The organism is Leclercia sp. 29361, from assembly GCF_011290365.1.
GTDB classification, from domain to species: Bacteria; Pseudomonadota; Gammaproteobacteria; order Enterobacterales; family Enterobacteriaceae; genus Enterobacter; species Enterobacter tamurae.
In genome coordinates, this window is sequence record NZ_CP049786.1 from 3,967,168 (window position 1) to 3,981,733 (window position 14,566).

Below are 14,566 nucleotides of genomic sequence, written 5' to 3' on the forward strand. Positions count from 1 at the left end.
CCCTGCGCTTGAATACGCCTCACTTTTCCGCAACACTATTTAGTGTGTAAACGCTTACCCCAAAGAGAAGGTAGAGAATGGCGACAATTAAGGATGTGGCCCGACTGGCGGGTGTTTCTGTTGCCACGGTTTCACGCGTCATCAACAATTCACCCAAGGCCAGCGAAACGTCCCGCCAGGCGGTGATGACTGCCATGGAATCCCTGAATTATCACCCGAACGCCAACGCCCGGGCACTGGCTCAGCAGTCCACCGACACCGTCGGGCTGGTGGTGGGTGATGTGTCGGATCCCTTTTTCGGCGCGATGGTGAAAGCCGTTGAGCAGGTCGCCTACCACACCGGCAACTTTCTGCTGATTGGCAATGGCTACCATAACGAACAGAAAGAGCGTCAGGCGATTGAGCAGTTGATCCGCCATCGCTGCGCCGCGCTGGTGGTGCATGCCAAAAAGCTGTCAGATGAGGAGTTAGTGCATCTGATGAAGCAGATCCCCGGGATGGTAATTGTGAACCGCATTATCCCCGGCTATGAACAACGCTGCGTGGCGCTGGACGATCGCTACGGCGCCTGGCTTGCCACCCGCCACCTGATCCAACAGGGGCATACCCGCATCGGCTACCTCTGCTCGAACCACCCCATCTCCGATGCCGAAGATCGGCTGCAGGGCTACTATGATGCGCTGCGCGAGAACGACCTGCCCTGCAACGATCGTCTGGTCACCTACGGTGAACCTGATGAGAGCGGCGGGGAGCAGGCGATGACGGAACTGCTGGGACGAGGACGTAACTTTACGGCGATTGCCTGTTATAACGATTCGATGGCCGCCGGGGCGATGGGGGTGTTGAACGATAACGGGATTGACGTGCCGGGAGATATCTCGCTGATCGGCTTCGATGACATTCTGATCTCCCGCTATGTCCGCCCGCGGCTGACCACGGTGCGCTACCCGATCGTCACCATGGCGACTCAGGCGGCGGAGCTGGCGCTGTCACTGGCGGATAAACGCCAGCCGCCGGAGATCACCCACCTGTTCAGCCCGACGCTGGTGCGCCGTCACTCGGTCACGCCACCGGCAGAGTCGGCCAGCGAATAGCGGTAGAGGTGCACGGTTTTGTCCGGGTACTCCAGACCGTCACCGATGTAGTGCCAGCCGTAGCGTTCATAGAAATCGCGGCAGGCGGACCAGAGATGCAGTTCACGATGCCCGCTCTCTGCGGCATACCTCTGCACGTACTGCTGTAATTTTCCTGCCAGCCCCTGCCCGCGCGCCGCTTCGTCCACGTACAGCGCCGCCAGCCAGGGGTAAAGATCCTGGCGGGTGATCAGGTCGCAGCGCCATAACCCCACCGTGCCGAGTAACCGCTCGCCCTCGGTGGCAATAAAGGTCAGCGGCAGCGCGTCCGGGGTTTGACTGTAGGTCACTACGCTGGCGAAAAAGTCTCGCGCCAGCCCGTCGCCAAAGGCCTGCCACAGCCAGTCGATCACCTGCTCCGCATGTTGCGGGGCGGCGTACAGCGGTTGGATCTTCACACCAGCTTCCCCTGAAAAACAGGCACCGACTCAAACAGGTAGCCGTCAAAGTCCGGGGCGTCTTCATCGGAGAGCTCCAGCAGGCTCTTTTTGACATTTTCCAGATGCTGGAACATGGCCTGCCAGGCCCCCATCACATCGCGGCGACGCAGCGCGGCGAGGATGGTTTGCCGGTCGCCCAGCCACTTCAGACGGTACGCCCGGCTGGCAATATGGACGTTGAACTGCTGCCACAGCGGGCTACTGTCCATGTGGTGCCAGACGCTTTCGACGGTCGCCAGCAGCATCTGGTTTTGCGTGGCGCCTGCCAGCACCAGATGGAACATCTTGCTGTTGTCCTGGCTGTTGTCATTGGCGGCAATCGCCCGCTGCTCCTGCTCGATGATGCGACGCAGGTTGTCGATATCGGCGCGGGTGGCCATTTTGGCCGCAAAGGCGGCGATGTTGCTTTCGAGCAGCTGGCGCGCCTGTAGAATTTCAAACGGGCCAACGTCGCTTGTTAACAGACGCTCTTCCTCGTTCTCATGCTCTTCGGGGATGCGCATCACGTAGACGCCGGAACCCTGACGGATATCCACGGTGCCCTGCAGCTCCAGCATCAACAGTGCTTCCCGCACGATGGTGCGGCTGACGCCGTAGGTCTCCGCGATATTGCGCTCCGGCGGCAGACGCGAGCCCACGGGATAGTGCCCCTGGATGATCTGGGCGCGTAAATCCTCGCCAATCTCCTGGTACTGCTTCTTTTCCGCCGGGACGACAGCCTTATCCACGTTATCACCTGTACTCTGAGTTAATGCGGGCCAGTTTGCGCCCTATGTTACCAGAAGCGCCGCGATCTGCGCCTACTTCCATTCGTCATCGAGGGTCAGGGTCAGGACGCGCGAATCGCGCAGTTGCCGGAACCAGCTGGCCGACTTTTTAGCGCGTCGGGCGCGGTTATCCGCCAGGTCGATCTCAATCAGACCGTAGCGGTTCTTGAAGGCGTTCATCGGCGAGACGTTATCGGTGAAGGCCCACAGCATGTACCCGTGGCAGTTCGCCCCCTCCTCCCGCGCCAGCAGGGTGTAATAGAGATGCTCGCTGATAAAGTTGATGCGGTAGTTGTCCTCGATAATGCCGTCACGGTTACGGTACTGGCCTTCGTTCTCAACCCCCATCCCGCTTTCGGCCACGAACCAGTCGATGTTGCGGTAGTCGTTTTTGATCCGCATCGCCATGTCGTAAATGATGCGCGGGGCGATCTCCCAGCCGCGGGAGGGGTTCATCCGCCGCCCCGGCAGCTCAAACGGCTCATAGTAGTACGCGGGATGGAACGGCGTCTCGGGGTGCCAGGCCCGGGACGGGGCCTTCACCCGGTGCGGGTAATAGAGGTTAATCCCCAACTCGTCGACGGTGTTGTCGGCAATCAGCGCCAGCTCCTCGGGGCTGTACTCCCACGACACCTGATGTTTTTCCAGCAGGGTGAACAGCGCCTGCGGATAGCGCCCGTGCACCAGCGGATCGAGGAATACCCGGTTGTAGAACAGATCGTAGATTTCGGCAGCCTTCACATCATGGGCCGCACGTGAGCGCGGATACGTCACTTCCGGATTGAGAATGCAGCCCACGCTGCCGCTATAACCCTTCTCGCGGAACAGCTTCACCACTTTCGCCGTCGCCAGCACCTTATGGTGATTCCACTGCATCCAGGTGCCGGTGTTCTGTTCGTAAGGCCAGCGCAGCGCGTCAAGATAGACCCGGGTCTGGACCACAATCGGCTCGTTGAAGCTAAACCAGCGCTTCACCAGGTGGTGATAGCGGGCGAAGACCTGTTCGGCATAGCGGACAAACAGCTCCACCACGTGCTTCGAGGCCCAGCCCCCGTAAGTTTCCAGCAAGGTGCCCGGCAGCTCGTAGTGCTCCAGGCAGATCATCGGCTCAATGCCCTGGCGGTGCATCTCGGCAAAGAGGGCGTCGTAATACGCAGCGTACTCCTCATCGACGGTGGCGTTTTCATAGTCAGTGAGAAAACGCGACCAGTTGATGGAGGTGCGGTAGTGGGTCAGCCCGGCCTGCTTCATCAGCGCCACGTCTTCGCGGAAACGGTTGATAAAATCGGTTGCCACCGCCGGGCCGTAGCCGTTATGCCACACCTGACGATCGTTTTTGTACCAGAGATCGATCCACGAATCCTGGCCCGCTTTCTTCCCGCTCCAGCCCTCGGTCTGCCAGGCGGAGGCCGCGGCCCCGAGGATAAAGTCCCCGGGGATAGTCATCTGTTTAATGCTCATGCGTTATTCGTCGCCTCCTTGTTGGCAGCCTGAATCGCGGCCTGCTCGGCACGGCGTGAAGCGATCTTCACAAACGGCAGGTAGATCAGCACCGCCGTGATAATGCAAACACCCTGCGTGACCACCGCCCCCATCGAACCGGCAGTGGAGAGCCAGGCGTTGATCAGCGGCGGCGTGGTCCAGGGCACCATCACCACGGCTTTGCCGGCAAAACCGGCGACGGTGGCGAAGTAGCCGATGGAGCCGGTCACCAGCGGGGTGATGATGAACGGGATGGCCAGGATCGGGTTGAGCATGATTGGCATACCGAAGATCACCGGCTCGTTGATGTTAAAGATCCCCGGCCCGATAGAGAGCTTGGCGATCTCCTTCATCTCTTTGCGTTTGGTGCCAATCATCACCGCGATCAGCAGGCCGATGGTCAGGCCCGAGCCGCCGATGCTCATGTACACATCCCAGAACGGCATGGTGATGATGTTGGGGATCTCTTTCCCCTGCTCAAAGGCGCTCATGTTGACGGTAATCGCTCCCAGCAACAGCGGCTCGCGGATCGGTTTGATCATCTGGTTACCGTGGATCCCAATCACCCAGAACAGCTGGGCGACGAACATCAGCAGCAGGATCCCCGGCAGGCTTTGCACCACCCGCTCCAGCGGCTGCTGCACCACCTGGTAGACCGCATCGTAGAGGTACATGCCGGTGACCTGATGGAACACAAAGCCGAAGGTGGCGATAACGGTGGTGGTAATGATCGCCGGGATCAGCGCCGAGAACGAGGCCGACACGTTCGGCGGCACGGTGTCAGGCATCCTGATTTTCAGCCCCGGACGGCCCTCCAGCCAGCAGTAGATCTCTACCGACAGGATGGCGATAAACATGCCGAGGAACAGGCTGCGGGTATCAGAGAACTGGCGCAGGAGCACGTCTTTCACGATGTGCATTTCGCCGTCGATCATCATCTCCACGGTGGTCGGGGTGACGCAGATAAAGCAGATCACCGCCAGCAGCCCCGGAAACAGGGACTTAATGCCGTTGATGCGCCCCAGCTCGATGCCAATTAAGAAGACGGCCCCGATATTGAGGAAGTTCAGGGTGGCGTAGTTCAGGGCGCTGGTGATCGGTTTCAGCGTGGCGAGGAACGAGAGCGACTCAAAGCTGGCTAAGCCGTTTTTTGGATCCAGCACCATGTTGGAGATCAGCACCGAAAATGCGCCTACGATGATGACCGGCATTAAGGTGATGAAGGCGGACTTTATCGCCATGATATAGCGATAACTGTTGAACTTAGTGGCGAAACTGCCCAGAGAGTTGATCAGTTTTTCCTGTAATGCCATGGGGTAATACCTCAGTAAAAGGGCCTTTATTGGGATAAGGTGTACAGCCGGCTTCTATTGGCATACCAAAAATAGCTTCTGGTGAAGATTTGTTCTGTGATTAAGCTCCCAACGCGGCAAGAGGTATCCCGGAGTGTGATTAATAACCACTTTGGTATACCACTTTTACCTGACCCGTCACCCGTTACCAGAAAGCGTGATCCTGATGGGGGTTTTGCCTCTCCCGCCCGGCTTATGCCCCTGAACGTCTGTGATAAACTTGCGTGCATAACGTGGAAGCAGGAAGAGCAAATGGCAACAATGCTGGATGTCTCACTGCGCGCGGGCGTGTCGAAAGCCACGGTGTCGCGCGTACTGAACGGCACAGGTCAGGTGAAAGAGAGTACCCGTCAGCAGGTGTTTAACGCGATGGAAGAGCTGGGCTATCGCCCCAATTTTCTGGCGCGATCGCTGGCGAACCGGACCAGCAACAGCATTGGTCTGGTGGTCTCGACCTTCGACGGTTTTTACTTTGGTCGCCTGCTGCAGCAGGCCTCCCGTCAGACCGAAACGCACGGGAAACAGCTGATTGTCACCGACGGTCACGATACTCCGGAGCGGGAGGAAGAAGCGGTGCAGATGCTGGCCGATCGCCAGTGTGATGCCATCGTGCTTTACACCCGCTATATGAGCGAAAAAGCGATCATGAAGCTGATCAACAGCGTGCCGATGCCGCTTATCGCGATCAACCGCGACGTCAGCCAGGCCCGGGAGCGCTGCGTATTCTTTGAGCAGCAGGCAGCGGCCTTCAGCGCCGTGGAGTACCTGATAAGCCAGGGGCACCGGGAGATCGCCTGTATGACGGTGCCGATCCACACCCCCACCGGCAAGGCGCGGCTGACCGGCTATCGCAAGGCGCTGGAAAAGCACGGTATTCCCTGGGATGAGAGCCGGGTGAAGTACGGTGATTCGGGGATGACCCGCGGGTATGAGCTGTGCCAGGAGTTACTGAACGACAAGGTGGTGTTCAGCGCCCTGTTTGCCTGTAATGACGATATGGCTTTGGGGGCGTCGAAGGCGCTGCACCAGGCCGGGCTGCATATTCCGCAGGATGTGTCGCTGTTCGGCTTTGATGACGCGCCCTGCGCGAAATGGCTGGAACCTGCACTTTCTACCGTCTATCTGCCGATCGACAACATGATCACCACCGCCATCGATCAGGCGATCCGGCTGGCGAAAAGCGAGCCGATCGAAGCGATCCCGCCGTTTACCGGCACGCTGGTATTACGCGATTCGGTAGCGACGGGACCCTGGTTCGATCAGAACAGTTCGAGGGCGAGCAGTTCCTGAATGGTCTGGCGACGGCGAATTAAACGCGCCGCGCCCTTATCAAACAGCACTTCCGGCAGCAGCGGACGGCTGTTGTAGTTCGAGGACATCGACGCGCCGTAGGCACCGGTATCGTGCAGCACCAGATAATCTCCCGGCACCACCTGCGGCAGCGCGCGGGTTTCAACTTTCCCGCCCTCCTGCTGGGTGAAGACATCCCCGGATTCACACAGCGGCCCGGCCACCACCGTCTCCACCACTGACGCCTGGGTTAAATCCCGGCCGTCAGCCGCGAGGGCGGTAATGTGGTGATAGCTGCCGTACATCGACGGACGCATCAGATCGTTAAAGCCCGCGTCGATCAGCACGAAGTGACGGCTGCCCATCGCCTTCACGCTGCGCACCTGCGCCACCAGCACGCCGGATTCCGCCACCAGGAAACGCCCCGGCTCGATCTCCAGCTTCACCGGATGACCCAGGTGGGCGGCAATTTTCTCCCGCGCGCCGTTCCACAGGCCGTAGTAGTGATCGGTGTCGATCGCCTCTTCCCCTTCGCGATACGGAATCGATAAGCCACCGCCTGCGGAGATCGCCTCCAGATCCTGGCCAAATTCGATCACCTGGCGCACCATCGCGCCGCACACCTGCTCCAGGTGACCGTAGTCCACGCCGGAGCCAATGTGCATGTGAATGCCCACCAGCTTCAGGTTATAGCGCTGCAATACTTCCAGCGCCGCAGGCAGATCGCTGTACCAGATACCGTGTTTACTGTTTTCGCCGCCGGTGTTGGTCTTCTGGCTGTGGCCGTGACCAAAGCCCGGGTTGACCCGCAGCCAGACGCGATGGCCCGGCGACACCTGCCCTAATTGCTCCAGCATATCCACCGAACCGGCGTTAACCGGGATCTGCAGCTCATGCACCCGGGCCAGGGTGGCGGTGTCGATCAGGTCGGCGGTAAAGACGATGGAGTCGCGGTCAGCCTTTGGATCGTACCCCGCCGCCAGCGCGCGTTCGATTTCGCCCAGCGACACGGAGTCAACCTTGACGCCCTGCTCGCGCATCAGGCGCAGAATATGGATGTTGGAGCAGGCTTTCTGAGCAAAGCGCACCACGTCGAACTGATGCAGCGCCGCAATTTTGTCGCGGATAATCTGCGCGTCATAAACCCAGACCGGGCAGCCAAACTCCGCAGGCAGGCGCAGTAAATTGTCAGCGTTCAGGTCGGTATCAGTGTTGTTCAGCGGGCGTGGCATGGTGTTCTCCGGGAAGGCAATTTTTAATGATTACGCCACAGCGCGAAGAGAATAAAAAATATCGTTTTATCGCCAGTCTATGCAAAAATGATATGGATTACGTTCAACCAGGTCGCCTCCCATGCCCGCTGTAAACCTGCGCCATATTGAAATCTTCCACGCGGTGATGACCGCCGGAAACCTGACCGAAGCGGCCCGCCTGCTGCACACCTCCCAGCCGACGGTGAGCCGCGAGCTGGCACGCTTTGAAAAGGTCATCGGCCTGACGCTGTTTGAGCGCACCCGCGGGCGGCTGCACCCCACGGTACAAGGGCTGCGGCTGTTCGAGGAGGTGCAGCGATCCTGGTACGGGCTGGACCGCATCGTCAGCGCCGCCGACAGCCTGCGCGAGTTTCGCCAGGGCGAGCTGTCCATCGTCTGCCTGCCGGTCTTCTCTCAATCTTTTTTACCCGCCCTGCTGCAGCCGTTTCTCGCCCGCTACCCGGACGTGAACCTGACCATCGTCCCGCAGGAATCGCCCCTGCTGGAGGAGTGGCTTTCGGCCCAGCGCCACGATCTCGGCCTGACCGAAACCCTCGCCACTCCGGCGGGCACCGCACGTCATGAACTGCTCTCATTAGATGAGGTGTGCGTCCTGCCCGCCGGACATCGGCTTGCTGAAAAAGCGGTGCTGACCCCGGCAGATTTTCAGGGTGAGAACTACATCAGCCTGTCGCGCACCGACAGTTACCGGCAGTTGCTGGATACCCTGTTTGCCGAGCATCAGGTGAAACGACGGATGGTGGTGGAGACCCACAGCGCCGCGTCGATCTGCGCCATGGTGCGGGCGGGCGTGGGGATTTCGGTGGTGAATCCGCTGACGGCGCTGGATTATGCCGACAGCGGCATTGCGATCCGCCGCTTCACTGTTTCGGTGCCCTTTACGGTGAGCCTGATTAAGCCGCTGCACCGCCCGGCCTCGGCGCTGGTGGATACCTTTAGCGCCCATCTGCAACAGGGGCTGAGTACCATCGTTGAGCCACTGGAGCGGCTTTTATCCTCGCCGGTTACGAAAGCATAAACTCTACCGCATCGGCGGCGTGGATCGCCGCGGTATCAAACACCGGGATCGGGCTCTCCTCCGCCGGGATCAACAGGCCAATCTCGGTGCAGCCGAAGATCACCCCCTGAGCCCCTCGATCGGCGAGCGTCTGGATCACGCTCAGGTAGTAGTGGCGCGCGGCGTCGCTGAAGGTGCCGAGGCACAGCTCCTCGAAGATAATCTGATTGATGCGGGCCCGCTCCGCCTCATCCGGGATCAGGCTCTCGATGCCGTACTGCGCCGTCAGCCGTCCACGATAGAAATCCTGTTCCATGGTGTAGCGGGTGCCGAGCAGGGCCACGCGGTTCATGCCCGCCGCGGTAATCGCCCGCCCGGTGGCATCGGCGATATGCAGGAACGGCAGAGAACAGCGCGCTTCGATCTGCGTGGCGACTTTGTGCATGGTGTTGGTGCAGAGCAGAATGGCCTCCGCCCCTGCCCCCTGCAACCCCAGCGCCGCATCGGCGAGGATCTCTCCGGCTTTGTCCCAGTCGCCGCTGGACTGGCAGGCTTCGATCTCATGAAAATCGACGCTGTGCAGCAGCAGGCTTGCCGAGTGCAACCCGCCCAGGCGCTGCTTCACCCCTTCGTTGATCAGACGGTAATACGGAATAGTGGATTCCCAGCTCATTCCTCCCAACAGGCCTATCGTTTTCATCGTGCTCTCCTTTGAGTTTCTTCCAGTGAAGCAAACTTGTGATCGAGTTTCCAGTTCTCTGGTTCCACGCTTCCTTTTAGCCCGGGCTGGGATAAATTAAATGAAACAACGTTTCACTATATAACAGGACATGAGCATGTTTATTTTCCATAAAGAAACCACGCTGCAGGATCTGGGCAATGGCGTTTCGCGTCGCATTCTGGCGCACGACGGCAAAATGATGGCAGTAGAAGTGAATTTCGAAGAGGGCGCCGTCGGCCCGATGCATAACCACCCGCACGAGCAGCTGACCTATGTATTATCCGGCGAATTCGAATTCACCATCGGTGAAGAGAAGCATATCGTTACCGCCGGAGACACGCTTTATAAAGAGCCGCATGTGATGCACGGCTGCGTTTGCCTGAAGCCAGGCACCCTGCTGGATACCTTTACCCCGGTTCGTGAAGACTTCCTGAAATAACAAAACAGGGCGATGTCACCGCATCGCCTTTTTCCCGTCAGATTGTCACGCCGTAATCATTCAACAAGTTAATTATATCCTCACTATCTTATTTCCCACGCCGCGCGTGGCTACAAACATTAGTAGTTTGTATCTGCCGGCGATAATTTCCAGAATATGTGCGCAAAGTCCTCTGTTTAGCTGGTTTTTTCTCATCGCCTTTCCGCGCAAGTCGATAAAAATGCCACCCATCTCACCTTATTGAAACGCTGTTTCGACCGCGATCACATTTCCACTATTTATCGAATGACGTGGGTTTAAATCGCAATAAAATAAATTAAAACGATGTTTTACAATTTGAAAACAACGGTTCATATGTTTTAAAAATGACTCCCCGCACAGATTCCGTTTTAAACCATTAATTACCAGGTAGGTATGTATGAATGAAAACAAGATGCTGGGGCTGGCGTGGATATCACCCTACATAATTGGGCTGATACTCTTCACCGCTTTCCCCTTTGTTTCATCTTTCTTCCTCAGTTTTACTGAGTACGATTTGATGAGCCCGCCGGTATTTAACGGCATAGAAAACTATCGCTACATGCTTACGGAAGATAGCCTCTTCTGGAAATCCATGGGCGTGACCTTTGCCTATGTCTTTTTAACCATCCCATTAAAGCTGGCCTTTGCGCTGGGTATTGCCTTTGTTCTGAACTTTAAACTGCGCGGCATCGGCTTCTTCCGTACCGCTTACTATATTCCGTCGATCCTCGGCAGCTCCGTCGCCATTGCCGTTCTGTGGCGCGCCCTGTTTGCGATTGATGGCCTGCTCAACAGCTTCATTGGCGTGTTTGGTTTTGACGCAGTGAACTGGCTTGGCGAACCCTCTCTGGCGCTGATGTCCGTGACCCTGCTGCGCGTCTGGCAGTTCGGCTCGGCGATGGTGATCTTCCTCGCCGCCCTGCAGAACGTTCCGCAGTCGCAGTATGAAGCGGCGATGATCGACGGCGCGTCCAAATGGCAGATGTTCATGAAAGTGACCGTGCCGCTGATTACGCCGGTGATCTTCTTCAACTTCATCATGCAGACCACTCAGGCGTTCCAGGAATTTACCGGACCCTATGTCATTACCGGCGGTGGGCCAACCTACTCCACCTACCTGTTCTCGCTGTACATCTACGACACCGCATTCAAGTACTTTGACATGGGTTATGGCGCTGCACTGGCCTGGGTCCTGTTCCTGGTAGTCGCTGTCTTCGCCGCTATCGCCTTTAAGTCTTCGAAATACTGGGTGTTCTACTCCGCCGATAAGGGAGGCAAAAATGGCTGATATTCAACAACTCTCCACGGCGAGAAGCCTCGCAGAACGTGAAGTGGCGCGGACGCTGCGTCGTGAAAAGATTAGCGCCAGTATTCGCTATGTGATCCTGTTGTTTGTTGGCCTGCTGATGCTCTATCCGCTGGTGTGGATGTTCTCGGCGTCGTTCAAACCGAACCACGAGATCTTCACCACCCTGAGCCTGTGGCCAGCCCACGCCACCTGGGATGGGTTTATCAACGGCTGGAAAACCGGTACCGAGTACAACTTCGGTCATTACATGCTGAACACCTTCAAGTATGTGATCCCGAAAGTGATCCTGACCATTATCTCCTCCACCATCGTGGCGTACGGTTTTGCCCGCTTCGAGATCCCGTGGAAGAAGTTCTGGTTCGCAACCCTGATCACCACCATGTTGCTGCCAAGCACCGTGCTGCTGATCCCTCAGTACCTGATGTTCCGTGAAATGGGCATGCTGAACAGCTATATGCCGCTGTACCTGCCGCTGGCCTTCGCCACCCAGGGGTTCTTCGTCTTCATGCTGATCCAGTTCCTGCGCGGCGTACCGCGTGACATGGAAGAAGCAGCGCAGATTGACGGCTGTAACTCCATTCAGGTGCTGTGGTACGTGGTGGTGCCAATCCTGAAACCGGCCATCATCTCCGTGGCGCTGTTCCAGTTCATGTGGTCAATGAACGACTTTATCGGGCCGCTGATTTACGTCTATAGCGTGGATAAATACCCGATTGCACTGGCTCTGAAAATGTCCATCGACGTCACCGAAGGTGCGCCGTGGAACGAAATTCTGGCAATGGCGAGCATCTCCATTCTGCCATCCATCATTGTCTTCTTCCTGGCACAGCGCTACTTCGTACAGGGCGTAACCAGCAGCGGAATTAAAGGTTAAGAGGGAAATATCATGGCTGAAGTTATTTTCAACAAACTGGAAAAGGTTTACTCCAACGGCTTCAAAGCGGTACATGCTATCGACCTGAAAATCGCTGAAGGTGAATTCATGGTGATCGTCGGCCCTTCCGGCTGCGCGAAGTCCACCACCCTGCGTATGCTGGCCGGTCTGGAGACCATCAGCGGCGGCGAAGTGCGCATCGGGGACAAAATCGTCAACAACCTCGCGCCAAAAGAGCGTGGGATTGCGATGGTGTTCCAGAACTATGCGCTCTATCCGCACATGACCGTGCGTGAAAACCTGGCCTTTGGCCTGAAGCTGAGCAAGCTGCCAAAAGCGCAAATTGAGGCCCAGGTTAACGAAGCGGCCAAAATCCTTGAGCTGGATGAGCTGCTGGACCGCCTGCCGCGCCAGCTCTCCGGTGGTCAGGCCCAGCGTGTGGCCGTAGGCCGTGCGATTGTGAAAAAGCCGGACGTGTTCCTGTTCGACGAACCGCTGTCCAACCTTGATGCCAAGCTGCGTGCCTCGATGCGTATCCGTATCTCGGACCTGCACAAGCAGCTGAAGGCCTCCGGCAAACCGGCGACCACCGTCTACGTGACGCACGATCAGACCGAAGCGATGACCATGGGCGACCGCATCTGCGTGATGAAGCTCGGCCACATCATGCAGGTGGATACCCCGGACAACCTGTACCACAGACCGAAAAACATGTTCGTGGCCGGCTTTATCGGCTCGCCAGAGATGAACATCCGCGCCAGCAAGCTGGTGCAGCAGGATGGCCAGCTCTCTCTGACCATCGGCAACCAGACCATGCCGTTAAGTCCGGAGCTGAAAGAGAAAGTCGCCAGCTACGTCGATCAGGACATTTTCTACGGGATTCGCCCTGATTTTGTCTCCATCTCCGATGAGCCTTTCGCCCAGGGCTGCTGCAGCGGCGAGATGGTTCGCGCCGAAAATATGGGACATGAATTCTTCGTGTACCTGAAAGTTGGCGAGTATGAACTGACTGCCCGAATTCCTTCCGATGAAGCTAAGCCGATGATTAACAAAGGCCTTCACCGTCAGGTGTACTTTAAGTTTGATATGAATAAGTGTCATATTTTTGACGCGAAAACTGAACAGAACATCTCTCTCTGACTGGAGTTATAAAAATGAAAAAAGTGCTTTTAAGCGCAGCAATCTCCGCCACTCTGGGCCTTACTGCTTTGCCATCGATGGCGCAGGATGTTGATTTACGTATGTCCTGGTGGGGCGGCAATGGCCGTCACCAGGTCACACTCAAAGCGCTGGAAGAGTTCCACAAACAGAATCCGGATATTAACGTGAAGGCGGAATACACCGGCTGGGATGGTCACTTATCCCGTCTGACCACCCAGATTGCGGGCGGTACCGAGCCGGACGTCATGCAGACCAACTGGAACTGGCTGCCGATCTTCTCGAAAACCGGCGACGGCTTCTACGACCTGAACAAAATGAAGGATGTGATCGATCTTTCCCAGTTCGATCCGAAAGAGCTGCAGTCCACCACCGTGGACGGCAAGCTGAACGGGATCCCAATCTCCGTGACCGCGCGCGTCTTCTACTTCAACGATGAAGCCTGGAAAAAAGCGGGTGTGGAATACCCGAAAACCTGGGATGAGCTGAAAGCAGCCGGTAAAGCCTTCGAAAGCAAACTGGGCAAACAGTACTATCCGGTAGTGCTGGAGCACCAGGATACCCTGGCGCTGCTCAACTCCTACATGATCCAGAAGTACAACATCCCGGCAGTGGACGAGAAGACGAAGAAATTCGCCTACAGCAAAGAGCAGTGGGTGGAGTTCTTCCAGACCTATAAAAGTCTGATCGACAGCCACGTGATGCCGGACACCAAGTACTATGCGTCGTTTGGTAAGAGCAACATGTACGAGATGAAGCCGTGGATCGAGGGTGAATGGGGCGGGACCTACATGTGGAACTCCACCATCAAAAAATACTCCGACAACCTGAAACCACCAGCGAAACTGGCGCTGGGCAGCTATCCAATGCTGCCGGGTGCCACCGATGCCGGTCTGTTCTTTAAACCAGCGCAGATGCTTTCTATCGGTAAATCCACCAAAAACCCGGAAGCCGCAGCGAAAGTCATTAACTTCCTGCTGAACAGCAAAGAAGGCGTTGAGACTCTGGGTCTGGAACGTGGCGTACCGCTGAGCAAAGTGGCGGTGAAATACCTGACCGAAAACGGCACCATCAAAGAGGACGATCCGGCAGTGTCTGGCCTGCGTCTGGCGCAGTCTCTGCCAGCGAAACTCTCCGTATCGCCATACTTTGACGATCCGCAGATCGTGGCTCAGTTCGGCACCTCCCTGCAGTACATCGACTACGGTCAGAAAACCGTGGAAGAGACCGCCGCTGACTTCCAGCGTCAGGCTGAACGTATCCTGAAACGCGCAATGCGCTGATTATCTTAGGTTATCAATACCCTACC

The 14,566-nt window shown here is 57.3% G+C and carries 14 protein-coding genes; 8 read left to right on the forward strand and 6 right to left on the reverse strand.

What is annotated here, in order from left to right; genetic code table 11:
* Nucleotides 1-77 precede the first annotated feature (77 nt).
* A complete protein-coding gene (galR, locus tag G7090_RS18920) occupies nucleotides 78-1,094 on the forward strand; it encodes an HTH-type transcriptional regulator GalR (RefSeq protein ID WP_166183831.1) in 1,017 nt (338 codons plus the stop codon).
* On the opposite strand, the gene G7090_RS18925 is transcribed toward galR, so the two are convergent.
* The 4 genes from G7090_RS18925 to G7090_RS18940 form a co-directional block, all read right to left on the reverse strand.
* Nucleotides 1,055-1,531, reverse strand: a complete 477-nt coding sequence (locus tag G7090_RS18925) for a GNAT family N-acetyltransferase (protein ID WP_166183833.1) — start codon at nucleotides 1,529-1,531, stop codon at nucleotides 1,055-1,057. The two genes, galR and G7090_RS18925, sit on opposite strands and share 40 nt — an antisense overlap.
* Nucleotides 1,528-2,301 (reverse strand): GntR family transcriptional regulator, encoded by a 774-nt coding sequence (locus G7090_RS18930; RefSeq protein ID WP_166183835.1) that lies wholly within the window; start codon nucleotides 2,299-2,301, stop codon nucleotides 1,528-1,530. Before G7090_RS18930 ends, G7090_RS18925 begins: the two co-directional genes overlap by 4 nt.
* Before the next feature lie 72 nt (nucleotides 2,302-2,373).
* Nucleotides 2,374-3,801 carry a glycoside hydrolase family 1 protein gene (locus G7090_RS18935; RefSeq protein WP_166183837.1) on the reverse strand — a complete coding sequence of 476 codons (1,428 nt, stop codon included), beginning with the start codon at nucleotides 3,799-3,801 and terminating at the stop codon, nucleotides 2,374-2,376.
* Entirely contained in the window at nucleotides 3,798-5,135 is a 1,338-nt protein-coding gene (locus tag G7090_RS18940) for a PTS sugar transporter subunit IIC (RefSeq protein ID WP_166183840.1), read from the reverse strand. The genes G7090_RS18935 and G7090_RS18940 overlap by 4 nt, the downstream gene beginning before the upstream one ends.
* Nucleotides 5,136-5,426: 291 nt before the next feature.
* Between G7090_RS18940 and G7090_RS18945 the strand changes: the two genes are divergently transcribed.
* Complete coding sequence (locus G7090_RS18945) at nucleotides 5,427-6,464, forward strand: LacI family DNA-binding transcriptional regulator (protein WP_166183842.1); 1,038 nt, start codon at nucleotides 5,427-5,429, stop codon at nucleotides 6,462-6,464.
* Here G7090_RS18945 and lysA read toward each other — a convergent pair.
* The gene (gene lysA, locus G7090_RS18950) at nucleotides 6,434-7,696 is read right to left on the reverse strand and encodes a diaminopimelate decarboxylase (protein ID WP_166183844.1); all 1,263 of its coding nucleotides are present in this window, start codon (nucleotides 7,694-7,696) and stop codon (nucleotides 6,434-6,436) included. The two genes, G7090_RS18945 and lysA, sit on opposite strands and share 31 nt — an antisense overlap.
* A 121-nt stretch (nucleotides 7,697-7,817) precedes the next feature.
* On the opposite strand from lysA, the gene G7090_RS18955 reads away from it, so the two are divergent.
* Nucleotides 7,818-8,756 (forward strand): LysR family transcriptional regulator, encoded by a 939-nt coding sequence (locus G7090_RS18955; protein WP_166183847.1) that lies wholly within the window; start codon nucleotides 7,818-7,820, stop codon nucleotides 8,754-8,756.
* Here the strand turns inward: G7090_RS18955 and G7090_RS18960 are convergent.
* Nucleotides 8,743-9,435: an aspartate/glutamate racemase gene (locus G7090_RS18960; RefSeq protein ID WP_166183849.1), complete on the reverse strand. Its 693-nt coding sequence runs from the start codon at nucleotides 9,433-9,435 to the stop codon at nucleotides 8,743-8,745. The genes G7090_RS18955 and G7090_RS18960 overlap by 14 nt on opposite strands.
* A 136-nt stretch (nucleotides 9,436-9,571) precedes the next feature.
* On the opposite strand from G7090_RS18960, the gene G7090_RS18965 reads away from it, so the two are divergent.
* From G7090_RS18965 to G7090_RS18985, 5 genes are all read left to right on the forward strand, one after another.
* Nucleotides 9,572-9,895, forward strand: coding sequence for a cupin domain-containing protein (locus G7090_RS18965; protein WP_106994409.1), 324 nt, complete (start codon nucleotides 9,572-9,574; stop codon nucleotides 9,893-9,895).
* A gap of 418 nt (nucleotides 9,896-10,313) precedes the next feature.
* Nucleotides 10,314-11,204: a carbohydrate ABC transporter permease gene (locus G7090_RS18970; protein WP_106994408.1), complete on the forward strand. Its 891-nt coding sequence runs from the start codon at nucleotides 10,314-10,316 to the stop codon at nucleotides 11,202-11,204.
* Entirely contained in the window at nucleotides 11,197-12,099 is a 903-nt protein-coding gene (locus tag G7090_RS18975) for a carbohydrate ABC transporter permease (protein WP_106994407.1), read from the forward strand. Before G7090_RS18970 ends, G7090_RS18975 begins: the two co-directional genes overlap by 8 nt.
* 12 nt (nucleotides 12,100-12,111) lie before the next feature.
* Nucleotides 12,112-13,239 (forward strand): ABC transporter ATP-binding protein, encoded by a 1,128-nt coding sequence (locus G7090_RS18980; protein ID WP_166183851.1) that lies wholly within the window; start codon nucleotides 12,112-12,114, stop codon nucleotides 13,237-13,239.
* Nucleotides 13,240-13,253: 14 nt separating this feature from the next.
* Nucleotides 13,254-14,540, forward strand: coding sequence for an ABC transporter substrate-binding protein (locus tag G7090_RS18985; RefSeq protein WP_106994405.1), 1,287 nt, complete (start codon nucleotides 13,254-13,256; stop codon nucleotides 14,538-14,540).
* Nucleotides 14,541-14,566 lie beyond the last annotated feature (26 nt).